The organism is Streptomyces sp. NPDC050161, assembly GCF_044460025.1.
Lineage (GTDB): Bacteria > Actinomycetota > Actinomycetes > Streptomycetales > Streptomycetaceae > Streptomyces.
Genome location: NZ_JBITJM010000031.1, coordinates 12,806 through 33,788 on the forward strand (window position 1 = coordinate 12,806; position 20,983 = coordinate 33,788).

Here is a 20,983-nt window from a genome sequence, read left to right on the forward strand (position 1 = left end):
CGCCCTTCTGCCCTGCGCCCTGGCGGCCGAACGGGAGCTTCACCCGGGGTGAGGAGGGCAGGGCGACGCCGGCCGGCCGAAGCGGGCCCGCCGTTCGCCGCGCTACGAGGCGGACGGCGAAGGCCCGGTGCTCAGCAGCCGGCACCACGAACTGCCTTCCCGGGCGTCGCAACAAGCCAGTGGTAGAAGGGCGTTGGCGAGACGGCCGTGCCTGTTCGCCATGCCGTGGCGGCCCGAGAGCTCTTGCCGGAGCAGAGGCTGGGGCCCATAGGATGGAAGGACGCGACGATATGGGGGCGGCGATGGCACAGCATCGTCACGAGGCCGTTCAATTGCAGGGTGAGTTGGGCCTGCCGACAGATACCGAGGGGCGGGAAGTCGACCAGGGGCTGCTCGCTGACCTGATGGGAGCGGTGCTCGCCGAATGCGGCGAGTGCACGGAACCGTTGGCTTGGACAGTCGCCGCCAACACAGCCACCACGGTACGTCTGGTGGAATGCGTGTGCGGCATGGCGGCCGAACTCAACCGTGACGAACCTCCCCGGTTTCTCTGGGACGCTGCGGCACCGGGGCTTCTCGTGCCGGGGCCTGAGGCACCGGAATTCCGTCGCGTGGCGTCGATCTGGCGGGATGGCGGAGAGCTGTACGAGGAGTGCGCGCGCCTGACGGTGGCGGAACGGCAGACCGCGGCATGCTCGGCGACGCGAATGATGGCGGTGATCCTCTATACCGCGAGGTGCCGCGGGGATGCGGATACAGCGCTGCTGGCCCCGGCCAGTCCCCCCGGAGGCGACGGAGGCCACGGCCGCGTACTGCCGCCAAGCGGTTGCCTGGAGCGGGAACCGGCCGAAGGGCCGCCGACTGCCGAGAGCGACGAATGGCAGATCAACGTCGGCAACGTGTTGATCCTGCGGCGGGATGCGGGCGCGGCCCGGCTGAACGCTCATGTTGCTGACGACTTTGAAGCTTCACCGAGCGACTACGAACACGAAGTGGGGCTGGAATACCTCACCTGTCCCACTTGCGGCAATTACGAAAGCCTCCTGATCGAGGGACGCTGGGGCGACCCGCTCACGGTGCACTGCCGCTGCGGCGCCACCGCGACATCCCCTGCCGCGCAGTCCGCGGGGCCCGGCGCCGGCCGCAGTCTCCTCAAGCGGCTGATCCTGTGCGCCGCGGACCCCGCGTACGCCGCACGCCGGCTTCGCCCCGAACTCCGGAAGCACCGTGAGGCCGACAAGGCGCGCCGTGCGGCACCCTGGTACACCGGCCCGAATCCAGAAGAGATCGCGCTGATCAACTCCATCGCCCCGGAAGCAGACGATGTCGTGCAGGCCCTGGTGCAGGGGCTGGAGCCGAAACTGCCGCGGCGACACGGGGCCTCCCCCCTCGCACTCTTGTGGATTCAGGTCGCCCACGCTCTCGCCGAGCCCGATGTCCGCAACAGCCCCGACGGCCGCCTCCTGGCCGACGGCGTGCACGCCCAACTCCAGGACCTGCGCGAGGAGGCCACGCGCCACGCCCAGCGTTAGTTGCGTCTCGTGGTTCAGGGTGGAAGGGCTGCCCTGCTTCTTCTTCCGGGGGAACCAACTACCGGATGCCGGTGGCGGTCCACCTCCGTTGTGGTGACGGACGGGTCGTACGGACCGGTGGGGAAAGGGCGGGCTCGCGCATTTCACGCCAAAGGGGAACGGGTTCGGCCCTCTTCGCGTGCAGGCGCCGACAGGGAACTCCTCGGAACGGCCCGCCTGGCAGACCGAGTCCGCGTGGGCCGGTCAATCGAGCGCACGCAGCACCAGCCGCGCTACTCCCATGAGCCCCCGCCCGATCCACCCGAACAGTCCCGCCTCTGCTGCCAGCCCGGCGGCATCCGCGACCGTGTCCGCCCGGTCCGGCCAGGAACGGCACTGGGAGCAGGAGCGAAGCCAACGGCTGTGCTCACCGCACTTCTTGCACTTCGCCATGCTTTTCATTCTCTCTTTGTCAGTTCGTGCCGAGGGGGATGCGGGCGAGGGAGTCCCACGTGATCGTTTTCTCGGTCAGCCCGGCGGTCACATCGACGAGTTCGACCGCATCAACGCGTAGGGGTGCGTGGCTGGGTCGGACTCGGCGTACGCGCCGGTGGATGGCGTGGCAGTGTTCCAGGGTGACCTTGGCTGTGGCGTACGACTCGGTCAGATGGAGAACGCCAGTCTTGTAGGTGGTGGCCTTACCGCCCCGCGCCGCCGTGAAGGCCCGAGTGACGGTCGTGCGAAGGGCGTTCAGCGGCTCGTCGGGCGAGAGGTCGAAAATCAGTCCTGTGGGGTACGGGAGGATGCTCCCGACGGTGATGGAGAACGGCTCTACGTTCTGCAGATGTCTCTCCAGCTCGTTGATGATGGCCTTCCGCTCGGACGGGGTGATCTGCTCGGCCGGCTTCTCCGACAGCTGGTAGAGCGTGATGTGAAACCAGTCGTCCCCGACGTGCGAGAGCGGGTCACCCGCCGTCGCAGCGCGGACTCCGGCGACGAGTTCGGCGAGCTCCGGGTTGCGGTTGAGGTCGGCGATGGCGTAGGCGTGAAGCAGGGTGAGTCCCTCGGTCCAGGGCCCTTGTCCATGCTCGAATGCGAACGGAATCATAACGGTCAACGTACAGACGTCGCAGGCAACTCCGCCTGGAGTACGGCATGTTGAGTGTCGGTGCCAGGTGGGTCGTACTCGGGTGCGGTTCTGGTGTCGACCTTGGCGTTCGGTTCCCGCGGGCGCGGGACCGCCGGGCTGTTGGCGTCTTCGAGTTCCTGTCGGGTGAGCCGTTGCACCAGTTCGAGGTTGCCGCTGCCTGGTCCGGTGATGCGGGCCCGAACGGGCCGTAGGGAGCCGAGGGCTGTTGCCGCGTCGTGGGGGTCTGTAGTCGTCACGCGACGGTCCGGCGCCAGGTGGCCAGGATGGACCGTACGGCGCTGGAGACCCGTTCCTGCTCGGTACGGTCGGCCCATAGGTGTGCATCGTGTTCGGTGAGCTTGACCGTGTCGCTCTTGTGGGTGACTGTGGCGGTGAAGTTGAACTGGCGGGTCACTTTGCCGCTCTTGGAGAGGTAGTCGAAGTGGCCGAGGTAGGTGCCGATCGTGGTGATCGTCAGGCCGGTCTCCTCGGTGACTTCCAGGTGTAGGGCTTCGGCCAGGGTCTCGCCCGCGTCGACGCCGCCGGAAGGGAGCTCCCACAGGCCGCCGAGGTAGTCGTCGTCGGCGCGGTGCAGCAGCAGCACCTTGCCTTCTGCGGTGGGGATGACGGCGCCGACGACATGCTTGGTGATGCCCTCGGCATCGGCGCCGTTCAGGAGGTCGCCCAGCAGGGCGGCGTCGACGGGTGCGTTCACTTCACGAGATCCTTGTGGTGGTCGGCGACCTTGATGATGGCCGCGGTGTACGCCTCGGCGAGGTGGAGGTCCTGGTCGCGGTGCCACAACGGAAGCTTCACCGTACTGCCGTGCACGCGCCGGGCGTTGGCGTAGCTGTCGGCGGCGGGGCCCTGGTGGTCAGCGTAGCCGGGCAGGAGGGCTCCGGGGGTGTGGAACAGTTGGTGATCGCCGAGAGAGCGGGTGGAGCCGGGCAGGTCGACTTCGCGTGCCCCCCTCGGCGTGGACGGCTTCGAGGAACCGTTCGACGGGCAGGCCGGCGAGCTGGTCCGGGTGGTAGCGCAGCAGCAGCGCGTACCAGGCCGGACGGGCAGGGGCCGGCGGCTGCGGCACATCGATGCCTGGCACGTGGCACAGAGCCCGCAGCATCCGGGTGGCAACCGCTCCTCGGCCGACGAGATAGCCCTCCAGCCGGGGAAGTTGGGCATGCGCCAGCGCGGCTGCCAGGGGGTGGATCCGCAGCTTGAGACCCATTCCGGTGACCGCGTACGGGCGAGGGCGCGGGCGGCGGGGATTTCGCGGCGGCACCGCTTGTTGTACTGGCCGTGCAGCAGCACGCGGAAGTACAGCTCTGTGTCGTCGGTGGCGACGAACCCGCCCTCCCCGGCGGAGAGGGGCTTGGGCCCGTTCAGGCTGAAGGCAGCGGCGCGGCCGAAGGAACCGACCGGCTGCCCGCGCCAGGTGGCGCCGTGGGCATGAGAGCCGTCCTCCAGCAGCATCACGCTGTGCCGGGTGCAGAAGGCGGCCAGAGCGTCCACGTCCTCGGGCAGGCCCCACAGGTGGACGGCGACAACAGCCTTCGTCCGCGGGGTGATGCGGCGGGCGGCGTCGTCGAGGCCGAACTGGCCGCGGGAGCCGACATCGGCGAGCACGGGGCAGGCACCGAGGCGGAAGAGCGGGGTGGCCGTGGCGTGGAACCTCAGCGCCGGCACGATCACCTCGTCGCCCGGGGCGATGCCCGCGCCGGCGCCCTCCCCTAGGAACTGCCCGGTCGATCAAGCGACTGGTTGAGGGGGTGAGGCCCACGTTACTGGCGTGAACATGGGCGGGGCGATCTGCCGAGCGGGATCTTGGCGATGACGGTCCAGTGGTACTTGTCGCGCCAGGTCTGTGCTTGGTGGACCAGGACGACGCGGGTCACCGTGATCCGGGGGCGCGGCGGCCGGAGTGCCACCAGCGCGTGCGACAGGCCGTCGTGGTCCCACTGGGCTCCGCTGTAAGCCAGGGCCATATGAGGCCGGAAGACCTTGGGCGCGGGCGGCATCGCCTTGGTGCCAATGACGCTCTCCGTAGCGCGCCGCAGGGTCCAGAAGAGCTGGGAGATCGCCGTCTCCGGGGAGAGTGCGAGGACGACACCGTAGCGGACGGCCTGTGCCGGCCCGATCTCGATCTCGAACGGCTCGGTCTCGCACAGCGCTGATCGCGCCGCCTCGGCGACCGCCGTGGCAGCGGCGGGCGAGAGCGGACCGATGGACTGGAGGGTCGCGTGCAGCCACTCGATCGGCACCGGGTTCAGCTCCGGATGGTGATCGAGCAGCGGGGCGTGGGCGCGGGCGTAGTCGTGCACGGCCGGCTCGTCGGTGAACAGGATGTGCCAGTGGGCGCGCCGTTCGCCTGGTGGCCAGCGGTGGGTCTCCCAGAAGTCCCGCATCACGCCTCCTCAGCGGGGCACGATGGGCTGCCGCAACCGGACTGCCTGATCGCCGCGAAGGAGATGCTGGCGAGTGCCTTGTCGTCGCTGATTTTGTACCGCGGGTGGCGGATGCCGTGCGGATCCTGCTCGTGCTCGTAGGCGTGGATGGCCTCGACCACCTTCTGCGGCTCGCCGGCCGCGACGGCGCTGGCCATCTCGGCCCAGGAGGGCCACAGCCCGTACGAGTCGACCGCGGCGCTCACCCCGTCGGTCAACACCAGCAGATGGTCGAGGTCGGCGACCGGCCACGAGCGCACCACGGCCTGGTGCGCAGCCGTTGGGGTTGCCTCGGCCACCCAGTACGCCCACGGGTCGTCGAACTTGTTGATGTGCTGCATCTGATGGCCGCGCAGCTGCACGGTCAGTTCCTGGTGCTCGGGGGCGCCGAAGCCGCAGCCGCCGCACAGCTGCTTCTCGAACTGCTGCCATTCAGGGGCGGTCCGGACGAGCCGTTCGAGCCGGTCGTCGCGCAGGGCCTCGGCACGGCCGTCGCGATGGACGGCGATCACGGGGGTGTCGGCGAGGACCAGGGCGTCGACCATGTGGACAGCCGCCCGGTGCCGCACGATCGCCACGGTAGCCGCCGGCGAGGCGCCGGCCACCAGGCCGTGCTCGGTCGTGACCGTGGTGAGGGCCGCGTGCAGCGCGGCGCTGAGGGTGAGGTGCGGGTCTCGGCGCAGTTCGGCGAGGATCTCCTTGCCGAGTGTCTGGGCGTACCAGCCGCCGCGGGGAGTGTCGTCGGACACCGTGCTGACGCCGTCGAGGACCACGACGGTCCCGAGGCCGGCGTCGTGGACGATGCGGTCTTCGGAGGGACGGCGGTCGCTTCCGGGGAGTTCGCCCGTCGAGATCTGCATAGCAGTCCTTCTCGTTGCAGAGGTGATGGAGGCAGCCCGTGTTCGGGCTATCGGTTACGCGGCGGCGGTGCGGTCTTCGGGGAGCAGGCGGCAGTCGAGCACGGCGGACACCGCGCCGTGGTCGCTCCAGCCCTGGCGGATGGGCTCGTCGTGGACGGTGTAGTCGACGATGGCGGGTGCGAGGGCAGGGCTGAGCAGGACGAGGTCCTGGCGGCGCTCGATGTCCCAGGACTCGAAACCGCCTGTGGGCCGGTGGTCGTCCATCTGGTGGGCGACGTCGACGAATCCGGCGCCCTCCAGCACGTCGGCGGCATCCTGGTGGGTCCTGAGCACTCCGTCTTCATCGCGTACGACCCGGGCGCGGTGCAGGTGCTTGGGCAGGCGGCTCCAGTCCACTTCAGGGTGGCCGATGCCGGGCAGGTTGCCGTCGCCGAGCAGTACCGACAGACGGCCGGGCGCGGCGAGGGTCGCCAGCGGCTCGACTTCCCTGGCGCGGTTGCCCGGCGAGAACGGGTCGAGGTGGAGGTTGCGGAAGCTCCACGGGGTGGGGCGGTGGTCGAGGCGGGCGGTGGCCCACCCCAGAACGTGGTGGTAGCGGCCCCGATCGGCGCCCTTCGCGACGATGTCCCAGCGGGCGTTGAAGAACATCGCGGTGTGGAAGCGGTGCCCGGCCGTGGTTTCGTTCGCCTCGGCGAGGAAGCCGGTGTTCATGCCCAGCGCGGAACGGGCCTGCTCAAGGCGCCGTTCGCCGAGCAGCTCCCAGAAGTTGCACTCCTGCAGGGCGTACATGTCGGCGTTGAGGGATTTCAGGAAGGGGGCGGCAGCCTTCCAGCTGTCGTCGTTCCCCAGGCCCTCCTCTGCCCGGCCGCCGAAAAGGGTGTTGTAGGTGACCAGGGTTACGAGAGGTGAACCGTCGGATATTGGGTACTGCATGCTTCCTCCGAAGTTGAGCCCGGGTTCGTCGTGACGGATATCGTGTGCGTGGCGGCGGCGAGCGGCATGAGGGCGCGCAGCCCTGGACGCTACCGGCGCTCGACAGGATGGCCGGGGCTCGGTAACGGGGGCGGGCCGGTGCCTGTCACGGGGCCCTTTCCGGTGACGGACGGTCTGATGCCGGGTTCAGATGACAGGTGGGCGGCCGGCGGCGGTCAGCCGCCACACAGTGCGCCAGCTCATGGGCGCGCGCTGCTGCTCGGTTCGGCGAGCCCAGCCCTCCCGCATACCGACGAGGGACTCACGCACTCCGCCGCTGCGGAAGGCGCGCGCCAGGGTGATGGCGGACCAGACGGTCAGGTACACGGGGATCAGCGGGCCGGGGAGGTTGCGGTAGGCGACCGAGATGCGGTTGCGGGCGGCGAGCCGGTGAAAGAGCTGGTGCCGCGCCGGGCTGGTCACGGGGTGGTGCATCCGGATCTCGGCCGCGTACCAGCCGGTGTAGCCCGCTGACCAGCACCGATACGCCAGGTCCAGTCCTTCGTGGTACAGAAAAAGGGTGCCTTCCCACCCGCCGAGCTCATCGAAGACGCTTCGGCGGATGAGGACGACGCCCTCGGTCATGGTGGTGATGGTCCCGGGCCGCCCCGGATCGCCTGCCCGAAGCCGGGGCACCCAGCGGCGCGGCGTGGTCGTGTCGTCCGGGCCGGTCAACCGGGGCTGGATGTAGGCGGCTTCGGGGTGCTGCTCAGCCGCGGAGACGAGGCGGGCGAGGACGTCGGGGCGTGGCAGGCAGGCGTCGTTGTCCAGGAAGAACACGTACGCGGCCGGGTCGCCGGCCGCGCGTAGCGCGTCGACGCCCGCATTGCGCCCGCCGGGGATGCCGACGTTCTCCGGCAGAGCGACGGTGAGCGCCCCGGGCGGCGCGACCTGCGGAACACACCCGTTGCCGACCACGCACACCCGCACTTCGACCCCGGCCTGGGCCAGCAGTGTCTTCTGAGCGAGGGCTTCCTCCTCGGGACGGTCATTCATGGTCAAAACGACCACGTCTACTCGCGGCGTCATGCTGCCTCCTGCGTGTTCGAGGGGCCGGCCAGGAGCATGGCTGTCAGGCGGCCGACCTTGGTCACCAGCAGCAGCACGGGCGGCCGGCACAGGATCACCGTGCCGGTCCACATCGTCGCGGGGATCGGAGATGTGCCCGGCGTCGGTGGTGCCCATCATGCTCCGTTCCTCGAATACCGGTCGGACGCGGTCGCGCTCACGGCTGTGAAGCGGCGCCGTCCGACAGGAACGGTGCTGCTTTGAGGGCGAGTTGCTGGTGCAGGTAGTGCTCGGCGTCGCCGGGGCGCATCCGGGCCAGCGAGACCAGGGCGGTGACGGCGACGTCCGCGACCTCGGCGTGTACGTCGTCCCAGGAAGCGGCGGGCTTGCGGGAGTTGGTGCCGCGCGCGCCGATGACTGCCTGCGCGGCCTCGCCGGTCTCCTCGGCCAACTTCAGGACCTGCAGCGTCCACTGCTCCGGCGCGCTCAACCCCCTCGCCTCGTCATGGGCGGTGAACCGCTGGGCGAGGCGCCGGATGGTCGCCGCAGAGCCGGCCGCGCCCCCATACCGGTCGGCGTCGCTTCGCTGCGCCGGTAGCGCATCGCCCGTGGGCAGGGCGAGCCCGTACTGGGCGGCCTGGGCTTGGAACATCTCCCGGTAGAGGCCGCCCGCGCGGTCCATGAGGTGGGTGTGGGTGCCGTGTTCGACGATGAGTCCCTGGTCGAGTACGTGGATGCGGTCCGCCTTCGCGGTCGCGGCGAGCCGGTGCGTGACCAGCACGACCGCGTGACCGCTGTCGGCCAGGGCCCACAGCCCTTCGAACGCTTCGATCTCCGCATGGGGGTCCAGCGCCGAAGTGGGCTCGTCGACAAGGAAGAAGGGCGCATTGCGGTACCGGCTGCGGGCGTTTCCCAGTTTCTGCCACTGCCCGCCGGAGAGCTGCACACCGCGCTCGTACCCTTTGAAGACGATCGAGTCCCAGGCGTGCGGCAGCCCTTCGATCAGCGCGCGCACATCGGCGTCCTGTGCGGCCTCCTTGACGCGGTCGATGTTGCGGGGGCGGTCACCGGCGCCGATGGCCACGTTCGTGGCGGCCGTCATCTCCCAGTGAGGGAAGTCCTGCGCGAGCAGCCCGACGGCGGCGAAGACCTGCGCACGGTCGGCCTCGCGGATCTCGACCCGCTCGCCGTCCGCCCCTTCCCACCACACGTTCCCGCTGGTGGGGAGCAGCAGTCCGGCGAGGATCTTGGTCAAGGTGGTCTTGCCCGAGCCGTTCGCGCCGACCAGCGCCGTCACCTCGCCCCGCCGGACCGTCAGGCTCACCCCCTTCAGCGAGGGGGACGAGGCCCCGGGGTAGGTGTAGGAGACGTTCTCCGCGTGGATGGCCCGCACCAGGTCCGGCAGGGGCGTGCCCGACTGCGGGATGGCGTGCTTCTCGGCCAGTTCGGTGGCGTGCCGGGTGTCGGTGAGGAACAGCATCTCCTCGTAGAGCCGGTTGACCTGCTGGACCAGGGAGGTCAGCCGTGCGGTGGAGTTGCGGATGGCCACCACCGCGGTGCCACCGACAGCCAGCGGCAGTCCACCACTGGTCAGCAGCCACCACAGCACCCCGTAGCAGCCCAAGGACGCCAGACCCGAGAAACCTCCGGCGACCAGGTCGGTGGTGGCCTGCGCCCGCGCCAGCCGCCGCTGTTCGGCCTCCGACTGCCGGGACATCTCCTCATACCCGCGCAGCAACTTGGTACCGGCCGCGTGCACGCGGATCTCACCCGCGGCATGGGGCCTGGTCAGATACGCCAGCAGCGAGGCCACCGCGCGCCGGTGATCGACCCAGTTCAGCCGCGAGGTGTAGTCGCGGCGGGCCGAGCGCACCGCGCCCCACCCCTTGGGCAGCGCGATGGCCAGCAGCATCGGCAGCAGCACCGGGTGCAACGAGGCCAGGACGACGGCAGCCGCCACCATGCCGATGAGGACGTTGACCACCCCCACCGAGAGCCTGAGCATGTTGCGCGCGGAGTCCGTACCGAACTTCCCCGCCTCCAGGACACGTTGCACCTCAGGACGCTCGGTCGCCGCCACCTCCACCCGCGTGACGGCCCGGTAGTACTGAGCGGAAACGGCCCGCTCGACCTGCGGCTCCAGCCGGCCGGACATCGCCGTCGACCACGCCGTCAGCACCGCCGCCAGCAGCGACATCGCCGCCAGCACCACCAGAGACGGCAGCGCCTCGCGCAACTTGTCCGCCGTCGGCCCCTCGGCGAACAACTGGGTCAGGATGCCGTTCACCGCCACCAGACCCCACCCGGCGGTCACCCCCTGCCCGACCTGCGCCGCCACGACACCGGCCAACGCCCGCCGGTCCACCCGCCATCCGGTGCGCAGCACCGTGCCCATCATGCGCGGCAGCGCCGAGGCCATCTGCCCGAACCCCATCCGGGTCAGTGCGCCCTCATGGTGCACGAACGACTGATCCCAGCGGAGCCTGCCGCCGTACAACTCCCGCTCCGCATCCGAGATCGCGCTCTCCGCCGGCGCCGGCTTCCTCAACCACCTCATGCGCACCACCCCTGCACCCCGACGGACCGAGCGAAGGCCGGAACCCGGGCAGCGGGAGGCTCACCCCACCACCACTCCGCGGGAGACAGGCGCTGGGCGGGCTGCCGTAACGGTGAGGGCAGGGGCACGGACTGCTCGGTCATGCGACCGGCGTCGTCAAGCCGGTATGTGTTCGTGGCGAGTCGCCGTTCGCGTGGAGAAGGGTGGCGCGTGGGATCAGGAGTGGGGTGCATGGCGTCCTTCGGAGGGAGAGGAGGTGTCAGGGTGTTCAACGAGGAACTCGCTTCTTCGAACGCGTGTCATTCGGACGTGGCATGGAGCTTGCAGGCGAGCGGCAGGGCATGTGTGTTGGGTGAACCGACCTTTGCTGGGTGAGGATCGCCTTTCGGGGCGCCGGTGACCGGAACGCCGATGTTCGCGGTTTGGCGTGACGTGTTGTCCGCACGTGCGTGAGGGGTGTTCACGACGGGTGGGTGAGGTCCATGTGCAGTGTCATGACGGCGTGGTCGGTGAGGCCGGCCTCGCGGGCTTCGTGGTGGTAGCCGCAGGTGAGGAGGGAGCCGGTGTGGGCGGTGGAGATGAAGGTGTGGTCGAAGCGGAAGCCGTTTCCGCTGCGTCCGTACCAGGAGTGCGCTGCTTGGGCTGGGTGGAGGCGGCGGAAGGTGTCGGTCAGGTCGGCGTCCTTGAAGCTGTCGTAGAACGTGTACTCCCACTCGCCGAACACCCGGTGCGGGGGTTGGTGGCCGCGTTCGATGACGTTCAGGTCGCCGGCGACGATCAACGGCATTCGGGGGAAGAGCGCGGGCAGCTTTGGCAGCGCCTCTGTGACGGCTTCCTGGAACGCCCGCTTGGCTTGGTTGCGGCGCTCTTTGGGGCCGCGTGAGGGCACATACAGGCCGAGGATTCCGACAGTGTGGTCGCCGATGGTGACGCGGGCTGCCGGGGCCCGGTGGGGCAGGTGCGCCACCGGGGTCTCGACGGATTCCGCGTCGCGGGTGCGGCAGGCGATGACGGTGCGGTAGTCGGGGGTGTGGGGCTGCGGGGCGATCACGGTGGCGTAGCCGCGGTCGGTGAGTGCGGTGACGAGGGCGTGGCCGGCGTGGGTGGGGGAGACCTCGGTGAGGACGACGATGTCGGCGTCGTCCTGTGCGGCGAGCCAGGCGGCTTGGCGGCGGGAGCGTTCGGGGGAGGCGTGCTGGGCGTTGAACAGCAGCAGCCGCACGGCGTCGTCGGCTGGCTGGCGTGCGGGCGCGGCAGGGGCGAGCAGGGACAGCTGCTCGGCGGGGGAGGTCATCGGCTGGTGCCCTTCTCGTCGAGGAAGACCTCGCCGTGGCTGCCCAGGAGGCGCTGGAGGTGTCCGAGGGGTGTGGTGCTCTTGCCGCCGATGAAAGGCCCGTTGAGGCAGATGATCAAGCGTCTCTCCGTCGAGCTCGGGGCTGGTTGTCGTGGTGTGGCGTCAGAGCGTCTGGTGGTGGTCCACGAGGGGTGTCAGGAGTAGGTGGTGGCGTGTTGCGGGGTGGAGAGCAGCTGCTGCTGGATGAGGTTCAGGCCGTGGTCGAGTTCGGCGGGCGGTTCGGAGAGGTTCATCCGCAGGAGTTGCCGCCCCGGGTAGAGGGCTTGCCAGGCTGCGGTGGTGCCGCCGTGGACGACGGCGGGGTTGAGCCGGAGCCCTTGCCGGCCGCTGTGTCGCACCCAGCGCAGGAAGTCGCTTTGTTTCTCCCGGAGTTCAGCGAACGCCGAGTACCCGGCTGTCGGATCCCCGGCGGTTGGGCTGTGGTGGACGATTGTCACCGGCGAGTCCGTGCGGTCGAGCCGGTCCATGTTGCGGCGGAACCGGCTGGACATCGCCGCCAGATGCCGGCGCAGCCGCTGGTAGTCCAGGAGACCCGGCAGGTCCGGCAGGCCGGCCCGTTTCGCGGTGTCCTGCGCCCGACGGACGGCCAGCTGGATGGCCTCGTCCTGGGGGGATTCCAGAACGGGGAGAAGGGACGCGTACAACGTCATGACGATCTCAGCGACAGGGCTGCTGTTGGTGGCGATGCGTTCGAAGTTGTCGCGGCCGAGGTGGGCCATGAGGGCGGTGTTCTTGGAGATGACGGCGGCTGCGCGCAGGCCGGGGACGGAGAGGTCCTTCGACGCGGTGATGATGAGCGCGCTCGCCCGCAGGTCCAGGCGGGCCAGACGCTCTCGCAGCTTCACGCCCGGGGGTTGTCCGGTGGCGCTGATCTGGAAGGGGACGTCCAGCAAGGTGAAGTCGGGGGCGGGCCCGGCGGGCAGGTTGTGGCGGACGCCGGTGATGCCGTTGGGCATGACCTCGACCAGGCAGGAGCGCTCCGCTGTGGCGCCGGTGGAGTGGAGGGTGCCGTCGTGCCGGTAGTAGCCGGTGACGGGGGCGCCCCAGCGGACGGCGGACTGGTCGAAGGCGTAGTAGTTCGGCAGGGGCAGGGTCAGCCCGTGGCCGGTGGCCGCGAGGTGGGCGATGGCCAGGTTGATGGCTTCGGTGCCGCCGCGGGGGAAGAAGACGTCGGCCGGTTCCAGGCCGATGTGCAGGTGTGCGCCGAGGAGTTCGGCGACCGCGGCCCGGGTGCCTCCATGGAAAGGGTCCGCGTAGCTGGAGAACGCGCCGCGTTGGACGAGGCGGTACATCACGTCGGCGAGGTAGCGGCCGAGGACCGGGGAGGGCGGGAAGCGGTTGCAGCCTTCCCCGATCTCGAAGGCGCTCGCGGGAGCGCCGTCGCGGAGGGCGCCGAAGGCGGTCAGGCAGTCGGCTTGGGCGGTGCTGGGCATACGGGTGCTCCGGTGCGCCAGGCCGGGGCACTTCCGGGCTTCCGCGTTGCGGACGGGAGTGAGGCTACCGGATCACGTTGGCCGCGGGGCAAGTTGTGGGCAAGGGCGGCACTTCCCGGACATCTTGGCCCTCCTGCCGCGGCAGGAGGGCCTGTCGCAGGAGGAGGCGTCCGGCGGACGCGAGGTCGGGGACGTCGGTGTGTTCGTCGCGCCGGACCCAGATGGCGTCGATGCCGGCGCGGGTGGCTCCCTTGATGTCCGCGTCGGGGTTGTCACCGATCATCACGAGGCAGGCGTGGGGCGGGGCGGCGGCGCGGGCGAGGCGGAAGGCTTCGGGGTGGGGCTTTTCGTGCCCGCTCGCGGCCGAGTTGACGACCGCGCGCAGACGGGAGGTGAGGCCCAAACTGTCGAGGATGTCGGGGAGTTCGGGGACGTGGTTGGTCAGCAGGGCGTGCTGCCATCCGGCCTGGGTGAGGGTGTCGAGGACATCGAGAGCCTGGGGGTAGAGGCTCCATGCGGTGCGGTCGGTGTAGGTCCGACGTGTGGCGTGCGCGGCTGTGGTCGCCTCCTCGTTGTCCATGCCGAGGCCGGTGAGCGCGGTGGCGACCACCTGCGTGACGTGGTCCCACCACGCGTCCGGCGCGTTGAGGTGGGGGTGGGGCAGGCGGGGTTCGTGCCACGGGAACCCGCGGGCGAGGGCCTCGAAGATCTGGGGGAAGGTCCAGGTGTGGTCGGGCTGCTGGACATCGAGGATCTCCAGGAGGCACTCGGCCCAGGTGCCGTGGCGGCGGTGGCCGAGGGTGCCATCGAAGTCCCAGACGGCGATCAACGGGCCGCTCACCACAGGTCCAGCGTTTCGAGAACGGCCGGGGCCGCGGGGAGCGGGGCGGTCGCAGTGGCGGTCAGGAGCCCGTCGGGCAGGTCGATCTTGCGGTCGAGTCTGATCATCTCGCGCCACTGCCGCGCGCGCCCCCACTGCTGGGCCCAGGCTGGGCGCAGTTCGGCGGCGGGGACGGACTCCAGGCTGCGGTGGCCGGTGAGGAGCCGGGCGGCGGTCTTGGGGCCGATGCCTCGTACGCCGGCGATGCTGTCGGCCGGGTCGCCGGTCAGGGCCCGGTAGTCCGGCCACTGCCGGGGGGTGACGCCGTAGCGGGGCGGGATGTGCGCGGCGGTGGTGTAGCGGCGTTCGTCCTTCACGCCGGTGTTCAGCATCCGCACGGCCGGGTCGTCCAGGAGCTGGATGAAGTCCTTGTCGCCGCTCATGACGTCGACCGCCCGGCCGGCAGCGCGGGCGGCCTGGGTGAGGGTCGCGATGACGTCGTCGGCCTCGCACCCGTCCTGCTCGATCCAGCGGACACCGCTGTGGTCGAGCGCGGCCTTGACCAGGGCGAGCGATGCGATGAGGCCGGGCTCGGGCGCGGGCCGGTCGGCCTTGTACTGGCTGTCGGTGGCGGCGCGCGGCAGGGCGCCGTCTTCGGAGTCGAAGACGGCGAAGATCTCGAAGCCGACCGCGTGCTGCGTCTGCGCCTTGCGCAGGAGGGCAGCGAATCCGAACACACCGGTGCGGTCGATGGTCTTGTCGCGGTTGTAGATGCGGGCGGCGAACCCGAACCAGGCCCGGTGGAGCAGGTGGTGGCCGTCGACGAGCAGCAGGGGCACGGTCATGAGGCGGTCTCCCGGGGTGCTGGCGTGCTGGTGGGGGCCTGTGACCGCGGCGTACGGGCATCCGGTAGCGGATGACCGACGAGTTTATCCAGCTTCTGGCCGGCCGGGCGCCACGCGCTGGTCAGAAGCGTGGCGAGGTGGGTGGCGGCGTCGCGTTCGGCGTGCACCCGCCGGTGGGCGTTCTCCCGCATCTGCCCGCGCTGCTGGTCGGGCAGGGTCAGGGCGCGGCGCAGCCCGCTGGTGAGGGCTCCGGGGGTATCGGGCGCGTAGAGGAGTCCGTTGTGGCCGTCGGTGATCTGTTCCGGGAAGCCGTCGCGGTCCGGGGCGAGGACGATGGCGCCATGGTGCTGCGCCCACAGGCCGGTTTCGAAGACGATGTTGGCGAGGGTCTCCCCGCGGCTGGGTACGGCCATGACGCGGGTCGCGGGCAGCGCGGCCAGGGCGCGAGGCAAGGTACGGCTGTAGCGGCCGATGAGCGTGGCGGAGAGCTGAAGTTCGGCGGCTCGGGCCTGGTAGCGCGTCAGGAGTGCGGCGCGGTCGTCGTCGGTGGGCACCACGATCATCGCGAGGTGCACGTGGTCGCGCAGGGGCTCGACCGCGTCGATGAGCAGGTCGAGGCCCTTGGTGTGGTCGGTGCGGCCGACGGCGGCGATGACCGGCCGGTCGGTGGGGATGCCGAAGCTGCGTACGGTCTGCTCGGCATAGAAGGCGGTGGGCGCGGTGAGGTCGGCGGAGGCCAGATGCAGGCCGGAGGGCCAGGGCAGGAGCCGGCCGGGGTCGAGGCCGTAGCCCTGCTGCAGGTGGCGGGTCAGGTAGGTGCCGATGCCGGCCACCCAGATGTGGGTGTTGCGGGAGGCGGCGCTCAGCGCGTCCTGTTCCCAGGCGAGGCGGTCGGGGTCCGGTTGGGGGCGTTCGGTGATCTGCGCGGTGGAGAACAGGGCCAGCAGGACGTCGATCCGCTCGCCGGGCTGGACGCTGTGGGCCAGTCCGGCGAAGGGGGTGTCGACGCCGATGGCCAGGACCCGCTCGTGGGTGCGGGCAAGGCCGCGGGCTGCGGTCGCGGCCTGCTCGGAAAGGGCCTGCCAGGCGGCGGGCCGCCACATGGGCCGGTGGGTGTCGTAGGGCAGGGCGATGACACGACCGCCGAGCCCTTCGACGACCTGGCGGGCGTGGGCGAGGTCGGCCGGGTTGTAGCCCCAGGTCGCGGGTCCGGGTTCCGGGACAGCGAGATAAGGGGTGAACGGGCCGGCCGCCTGGGTGAGGCGCGGGTGGTGGTGGGCGAGGGTGGCCAGGAACGTCTTGGTCTGGCGGCCGATGCCGTTGGTGTTGTTCGCGATGCCGTTCACCGCGCAGTACAGCAGCGCGTTGCCGTGGGGCATGAGTGCTCCTGTTCGTCTGTTCGTCAGCCGGCGGCGTAGAGGTCTTCGGGGTTGGGCCGCCAGATCTTGGACTTGCCCGGTGCCGGGCTCATCCCGTGGGCGGCCAGGGCGCGGGTCAGGTGCTGGTAGGCGTCGTCGGCGGCCTTCGGTGTGGGGCAAAACAGGGTGTAGTTGTCGGTCATCCGCACGGCGGCGAGGCCGGTGAGCTGATGGTCGACGGGGGTCATCCGGAGGTTGGTGAGCATCGGGTTGAGGCCGCTGCCGGGGGCGAGTGGGTCCGGCAGTGCGGCCAGGATGCGGCGCAGCAGGGCCAGGAGGGTGCCGTCGTGGACGAAGCGGGCCACCGAGGAGACGGCGTCTTCCAGGCCGACGCCCCGGGAGGCGGCGGCCACGTCGATGTCGGCGACCCACGGCAGGCCGGAGTCCAGGTGACGGGCGGCGGCGCTGATCGCGAGGGGGCGGCCGGCCCGCCGGTGCCAGCCGAACATCCATGGTGGGTAGGCGTCCCGTTCCAGGACGGGTTCGACCGCGTTGCGCAGGGCCCGGTGCACGATGCGGTCTTCGACGGTGGGGACGGCGACCCGGTAGTCCTTGCCCCAGGCGTGGAAGGCGACGAGGCGGGTCGGTGAGGGGCGCCACGATCGGTCGGCCAGGCGGGCGGCGAGGGCGTTGAGGCGGGCGGGCATGTCCTGGCGGAAGGCCCGCCAGGACATGCCGTCGGCGCCGGGGGCGCCGGTGCGGCCCATGCACTGGCGGGCGGCGCGCTTGAGTGCGCGCTCGCTTGTCACCTGCCGCATCAGGGAGTGCGCGGCCAGGCCGCCGCTCATCGTGTCCCGGCGGTGGTGGCGCGCACGAATGCGCCCGCGACCGCCTCCGGGGTGTGGGCGGCGACCTGGTGCGGGGCTTGCCGGGCGGCGGCGTGGTAGCCGTCGTGGTCCTCCAGCAGCTCGGTCAGCGCGCGCCACAAGGCGGTGGGCCCCTCCTCCAGCGCGGTCATCCGTCCGGCGGCGCCGGTGAGTTGTGGCAGGTGCCCGAGTCCGTAGCCGACGACCGGGGTGCCGACCAAGAGGGCTTCGGCGGCGACGTTCCCGAATGTCTCGGGGCTCGTCGAGCTGATGACGGTGGCAGCCGCCTGGGCGAGGAACGGCGGCACCTCCTGCCAGGGAAGCGCCGGGCGGATCTCGACGCCGGGCAGGTTGTCGGCCAGGGCGCGGCACTGGTCCATGACCTGGTCCTGCATGCCGGGCCAGTACTCGAATCCGGCTGCCGCCAGCACGATCTGCACCGGCCGCTCCAGGCCGGCGGGGAAGGCGCCGAGAAGTTCGGCGATGCCCTTGTGGGGTTCGGCGCGGGCCACGATCCGCACGGGCCCGCGGCGGCGGAGTTCTTCGCGCGCGGCTGGGGACGGTGCCTCGGCCGTGTGCAGCAGAGCGTTGGGCAGGGCGTGCCAGCACCGGGTGTCCACGCCCGCGTCCGCCAGTTCCTTGAGCATGAACGCGGACACGGTCAGCACGGTGTCGGGCCGGTGGTGAAGGCTCTGGCGGAAGGGAGCGTCGGTGCGCGGGACGTGGACCATCAGCGCGGTGCGTACCGCGGGCGGTGCGGGGCTGAGGTAGCCCAGGCCCCACACCGCGTCCACCCAGCACACCAGGTCGACGTCGTGGGCGGCCAGAAGCTGCCGGACTTCCGTGGCGGCGGGGCCGGGATCGGCGAGCTGCGCCATCAGGTCCTCCTCCCGGGCCGGGCGCGGGAGGGCGATCGTGGCAAGGCGCAGCAGGTCCGGACCGTCGTCGCCAGTGCCGGGGCCGGCCGCGATGATCAGCGCGCGGTGGCCGAGGCCGCGCAGGCCGCGGGTGAGCGAGGCGATGCTGCGCTCGATGCCGGCGGGCTCGTCGTGGTTGTACGTCAGCAGGACGAAGGCGACGTTCACGAGGTGCTCCGTTCACAGGGAGAGTGAGGGGCGGGCGGGGTGTCGCGGACGAGGCGGAGGCCGATGCCCGGCGAACGCAGCCCGGGTGGGGCGTCGTTGGCGTGGGCGCAGGCGGCGTACTGGGCCAGGGAGTGGTAGGAGCCGCCGCGCAGCAGCGCGATCCCGTCGCGCCGCCAGGGGGCGGCGGTCCACTCCCAGACGTTTCCGGCCACGTCCCACAGGCCCTGTGGCGTGCGGCCGGCGGGATGGGCGTGCACGGGCGTGGTGTGCCCGGGGCCGCTCGCGCGCAGGTTCGCGTGCTGGGAGCCGGGCTCGGCATCGCCCCAGGGGTAGCGACGCGAGCCGCCGCCGGCCATCCATTCCCACTCGGCCGACGTCGGGATCCGTCCCCCCAGCTCGGAGGCCAGCTCGGCGGCTTCATCGAGGCGCAGGCCCGTCAGGGGAAGCCCGTCCGTGGTCAGCGGGGTCGCGGACCACCACAGGGCGGCAACCGGTTGGGCCCGGTGCCATTCTCCGGCCGGAACTCGCCCTCCCGGTAGGCGAATCCACTCCACGGGGTCCGTGGCGGGCGCTACCGTGGAAGGGCCCCGGACAGCAGGTACGTTCCCCTGCGGCCTCACCGGCCCGCTCACCAGCACACGCGGGCTCGTCGCCGGCGAAAGACGGCCCTGTCCGGGCGCAACCCCCGTCACGCCCGGCCTCCGGGGGCCGCGAGCATCACCAGGCGCGTTCCCAGCGGGCTGTCCCCGCCGAACGCACCGCCCAGGTTGTAGCTCAGGGTCCGGGCCTGCCCTTGCTTGACCCCGCGCATGCTCATGCACAAGTGCTCGCCCTCGGCGACCACCCCCACGTCCGGGGAACCGGTCGCCTTGCCGGTGTCAGCGGCGACACCGTCCACGATCCGCTCCTGGACCTGCAGTTGGTGGGCGTGGGCGGCGACGATCCGCGCGAATTTCGACAGCCCCAGGACCTGGCCGGCGGGGCGGTAGCCGATCGTGATCTCCAGCTTCATCGGCATCAGATGGTGCTCGCACAGGCTCCAGACGGTGATGCCGCGCACCACGACCAGCTGGTCGGATCCGGCCGTTAACTCCTGCGCGAAGACCGTGTCGGTACGCCCCGGTTCGTGATCGAGGAACTCCGACCACCAGGCGGCCACCCGCTCCGGTGTGTCTTTGAGGCCAGGGCGGTCGGGGTCTTCGCCCAGTGCGAGGAGCAACTGCCGGTAGATACCGGCGACGAGGGGGACATCGACCTGTGCCCGCGGGGCGGGGGCGGCTGTGCTGTGAGGTGTCATGCGGTCGCCTTCGGGTTGGTCCGTGCTCCGGCACGGAGGACGGAGGGGGCGTTGGGGCCTTCGTGGAGCAGCAGGTCCAGGGCGCTCAGGCCCGGCATCCAGCCGCGCGCGCTTCCGTAGCGGGGGTGGGTGTAGGTGGCGGTCTCGACGCGGATGCGGTGCTCGGCCAGCAGCGGGTGGTCGAGGTAGGCGGCGGCGCCGGTTCCCACCCGCAGCACGGTGGCATCCCGGCGGTGGCACAGGTCGACGAGCATGGCCGTCTGCCCTCCGCGCGGCCTGAGCGCGGAGGAGTTGACCAGCTGCACGGGGAGGCGGAAGGCGTCCAGCAGCAGCTGGAGCAGCGCGTGGTTCAGCTCCGCCAGCCGCTGCCACGGCCTTTCGTAGAGGTCCTGGAGCGCGCTGCGGTGATCGCCCCAGTACGGGGCACGGGCGTAGGTCTGGGTAAGGGTGCGCCAGTGCCGCGCCGCCCAGGGCTCGTCGGCCACCTCGACGTCCGTGATGCTCTGGCCGAAGCGGCGGCGCACCGGGACGGTCAGCCGCAGTGGCTGGGGCCCGGCAGGGTTGCGGACGAGGTTGCGGTGCTGCCAGCCGCGTTCGCTGAACTGGACGTGGTCGAGCAGGACGAGTTCGTCCACGCCGTCCATCAGCCGGGAGAAGTACCCCGGCCAGGGCAGGTAGGCGGGCTGATGGGCGACCAGCACGCGGGGGCCGCCCATCACCAGGCCATCCGGTACGGGACGAACGCTTCTGCCCGCTCGCAGCCCAGGGCCGCGGCGGTCGCGGTGTCGATCGCGCGGATCCGGTCCAGGGAGCGGGGGTGGCCGGGGTCGCGCATCTCGCCGGCGTAGCAGTTCAGGGCCTTGTCCTTGAGCGCGGAGCTGGCGGTGATGTCCACCAGCACACTGGCGTGCGGGCTGTGCGGGCTCCAGGCGTGGTCCTCGGGTCCGCGGAAACCAAGGACCAGGCGCGGGACGTGCCGCAGGCCGCCGGTGGGGCGGGCTGCGGCGTAGCAGCCCTGGTGGGCGGCCTGGTGGTCTTGGTGCACGGCGCCGGCGGCCGGGATGAGCATGGCTTCGGGGCGCAGCTCGGCGAGGGAGAGGGCGTGTCCGGCTTCGAGAAGCCGGACGAGTTCGCTCAGGTGCGCGCCGAGGTTGCGTGCCCGGTGATCGTCACTCCAGGCGATGTCCCGCCCGGCGACGCCCAGGACGTCGCAGGCCATCTCGAATTCCGCGCGCCGTCGGGCGGTGTTCGTTGCGGCGCCCCAGCGGGGCAGGGTGACGCAGGCCAGGGCGAGGACGTGCACTTCGATGCCCGCTTCGGTCAGCCGGGCGATGGTGCCGCCGGCACCGAGGGTTTCATCGTCGGGGTGGGGCGGGACGGCGAGCACGCGGTCGCCGGGTTCCAGGCCGAACATGTGGCCTGCCTCCTGATTTTCCGTGGAAGG

Annotated in this window: 22 protein-coding genes; 1 reads left to right on the top strand and 21 read right to left on the bottom strand. The window is 71.0% G+C overall.

Translation table 11 applies throughout. From position 1 onward, the window contains the following. Nucleotides 1–302 precede the first annotated feature (302 nt). Nucleotides 303–1,532 carry a hypothetical protein gene (locus ACIBK8_RS32845; RefSeq protein ID WP_399046009.1) on the top strand — a complete coding sequence of 410 codons (1,230 nt, stop codon included), beginning with the start codon at nucleotides 303–305 and terminating at the stop codon, nucleotides 1,530–1,532. 451 nt (nucleotides 1,533–1,983) lie between these two features. Here ACIBK8_RS32845 and ACIBK8_RS32850 read toward each other — a convergent pair whose 3' ends face one another. The 21 genes from ACIBK8_RS32850 to ACIBK8_RS32950 all read right to left on the bottom strand — a co-directional run bounded on the left by ACIBK8_RS32850 (nucleotide 1,984) and on the right by ACIBK8_RS32950 (nucleotide 20,953). Continuing rightward, the gene (locus tag ACIBK8_RS32850) at nucleotides 1,984–2,619 is read right to left on the bottom strand and encodes a 2'-5' RNA ligase family protein (protein WP_399046010.1); all 636 of its coding nucleotides are present in this window, start codon (nucleotides 2,617–2,619) and stop codon (nucleotides 1,984–1,986) included. Between the two features lie 5 nt (nucleotides 2,620–2,624). Further along, a complete protein-coding gene (locus ACIBK8_RS32855; protein ID WP_399046012.1) occupies nucleotides 2,625–2,897 on the bottom strand; it encodes a hypothetical protein in 273 nt (90 codons plus the stop codon). Next, nucleotides 2,894–3,355: an NUDIX hydrolase gene (locus tag ACIBK8_RS32860; protein WP_399046013.1), complete on the bottom strand. Its 462-nt coding sequence runs from the start codon at nucleotides 3,353–3,355 to the stop codon at nucleotides 2,894–2,896. The genes ACIBK8_RS32855 and ACIBK8_RS32860 overlap by 4 nt, the downstream gene beginning before the upstream one ends. Further along, nucleotides 3,352–4,350: a DegT/DnrJ/EryC1/StrS family aminotransferase gene (locus tag ACIBK8_RS32865; RefSeq protein ID WP_399046088.1), complete on the bottom strand. Its 999-nt coding sequence runs from the start codon at nucleotides 4,348–4,350 to the stop codon at nucleotides 3,352–3,354. The genes ACIBK8_RS32860 and ACIBK8_RS32865 overlap by 4 nt, the downstream gene beginning before the upstream one ends. Nucleotides 4,351–4,421: 71 nt before the next feature. Next, complete coding sequence (locus ACIBK8_RS32870) at nucleotides 4,422–5,045, bottom strand: 2'-5' RNA ligase family protein (protein ID WP_399046015.1); 624 nt, start codon at nucleotides 5,043–5,045, stop codon at nucleotides 4,422–4,424. Then, nucleotides 5,045–5,944 carry a protein phosphatase 2C domain-containing protein gene (locus tag ACIBK8_RS32875; protein WP_399046016.1) on the bottom strand — a complete coding sequence of 300 codons (900 nt, stop codon included), beginning with the start codon at nucleotides 5,942–5,944 and terminating at the stop codon, nucleotides 5,045–5,047. The genes ACIBK8_RS32870 and ACIBK8_RS32875 overlap by 1 nt, the downstream gene beginning before the upstream one ends. 54 nt (nucleotides 5,945–5,998) lie before the next feature. Further along, on the bottom strand, nucleotides 5,999–6,877 hold the full coding sequence (locus tag ACIBK8_RS32880) for a hypothetical protein (RefSeq protein WP_399046017.1): 879 nt from the start codon (nucleotides 6,875–6,877) through the stop codon (nucleotides 5,999–6,001). A 186-nt stretch (nucleotides 6,878–7,063) separates the two neighbouring features. Further along, on the bottom strand, nucleotides 7,064–7,945 hold the full coding sequence (locus ACIBK8_RS32885) for a glycosyltransferase family 2 protein (protein ID WP_399046018.1): 882 nt from the start codon (nucleotides 7,943–7,945) through the stop codon (nucleotides 7,064–7,066). A 196-nt stretch (nucleotides 7,946–8,141) separates the two neighbouring features. After that, the gene (locus tag ACIBK8_RS32890; protein WP_399046019.1) at nucleotides 8,142–10,481 is read right to left on the bottom strand and encodes an ATP-binding cassette domain-containing protein; all 2,340 of its coding nucleotides are present in this window, start codon (nucleotides 10,479–10,481) and stop codon (nucleotides 8,142–8,144) included. Between the two features lie 460 nt (nucleotides 10,482–10,941). Beyond that, entirely contained in the window at nucleotides 10,942–11,775 is an 834-nt protein-coding gene (locus tag ACIBK8_RS32895; RefSeq protein WP_399046020.1) for an endonuclease/exonuclease/phosphatase family protein, read from the bottom strand. Beyond that, nucleotides 11,772–11,894 carry a hypothetical protein gene (locus ACIBK8_RS32900; RefSeq protein WP_399046021.1) on the bottom strand — a complete coding sequence of 41 codons (123 nt, stop codon included), beginning with the start codon at nucleotides 11,892–11,894 and terminating at the stop codon, nucleotides 11,772–11,774. Before ACIBK8_RS32900 ends, ACIBK8_RS32895 begins: the two co-directional genes overlap by 4 nt. Before the next feature lie 75 nt (nucleotides 11,895–11,969). Beyond that, entirely contained in the window at nucleotides 11,970–13,268 is a 1,299-nt protein-coding gene (locus ACIBK8_RS32905; RefSeq protein WP_399046022.1) for a hypothetical protein, read from the bottom strand. A gap of 64 nt (nucleotides 13,269–13,332) precedes the next feature. Next, nucleotides 13,333–14,109, bottom strand: coding sequence for an HAD family hydrolase (locus ACIBK8_RS32910; protein ID WP_399046023.1), 777 nt, complete (start codon nucleotides 14,107–14,109; stop codon nucleotides 13,333–13,335). Next, nucleotides 14,106–14,933, bottom strand: a complete 828-nt coding sequence (locus ACIBK8_RS32915) for a 5'-3' exonuclease H3TH domain-containing protein (protein WP_399046025.1) — start codon at nucleotides 14,931–14,933, stop codon at nucleotides 14,106–14,108. The genes ACIBK8_RS32910 and ACIBK8_RS32915 overlap by 4 nt, the downstream gene beginning before the upstream one ends. Continuing rightward, nucleotides 14,930–16,312 carry a glycosyltransferase family 4 protein gene (locus tag ACIBK8_RS32920; RefSeq protein WP_399046027.1) on the bottom strand — a complete coding sequence of 461 codons (1,383 nt, stop codon included), beginning with the start codon at nucleotides 16,310–16,312 and terminating at the stop codon, nucleotides 14,930–14,932. The genes ACIBK8_RS32915 and ACIBK8_RS32920 overlap by 4 nt, the downstream gene beginning before the upstream one ends. Nucleotides 16,313–16,335: 23 nt before the next feature. Next, a complete protein-coding gene (locus tag ACIBK8_RS32925) occupies nucleotides 16,336–17,109 on the bottom strand; it encodes an RNA-directed DNA polymerase (RefSeq protein WP_399046090.1) in 774 nt (257 codons plus the stop codon). Nucleotides 17,110–17,135: 26 nt separating this feature from the next. Further along, on the bottom strand, nucleotides 17,136–18,242 hold the full coding sequence (locus tag ACIBK8_RS32930; protein WP_399046029.1) for a glycosyltransferase family 4 protein: 1,107 nt from the start codon (nucleotides 18,240–18,242) through the stop codon (nucleotides 17,136–17,138). Continuing rightward, nucleotides 18,239–18,796: a formylglycine-generating enzyme family protein gene (locus ACIBK8_RS32935; protein WP_399046031.1), complete on the bottom strand. Its 558-nt coding sequence runs from the start codon at nucleotides 18,794–18,796 to the stop codon at nucleotides 18,239–18,241. The genes ACIBK8_RS32930 and ACIBK8_RS32935 overlap by 4 nt, the downstream gene beginning before the upstream one ends. 134 nt (nucleotides 18,797–18,930) lie before the next feature. Beyond that, nucleotides 18,931–19,539 (bottom strand): GTP cyclohydrolase I, encoded by a 609-nt coding sequence (gene folE / locus ACIBK8_RS32940; RefSeq protein WP_399046033.1) that lies wholly within the window; start codon nucleotides 19,537–19,539, stop codon nucleotides 18,931–18,933. Next, nucleotides 19,536–20,255: a WbqC family protein gene (locus tag ACIBK8_RS32945; protein WP_399046035.1), complete on the bottom strand. Its 720-nt coding sequence runs from the start codon at nucleotides 20,253–20,255 to the stop codon at nucleotides 19,536–19,538. The genes folE and ACIBK8_RS32945 overlap by 4 nt, the downstream gene beginning before the upstream one ends. Then, nucleotides 20,255–20,953, bottom strand: coding sequence for a PIG-L deacetylase family protein (locus tag ACIBK8_RS32950; protein WP_399046036.1), 699 nt, complete (start codon nucleotides 20,951–20,953; stop codon nucleotides 20,255–20,257). Before ACIBK8_RS32950 ends, ACIBK8_RS32945 begins: the two co-directional genes overlap by 1 nt. Nucleotides 20,954–20,983 lie beyond the last annotated feature (30 nt).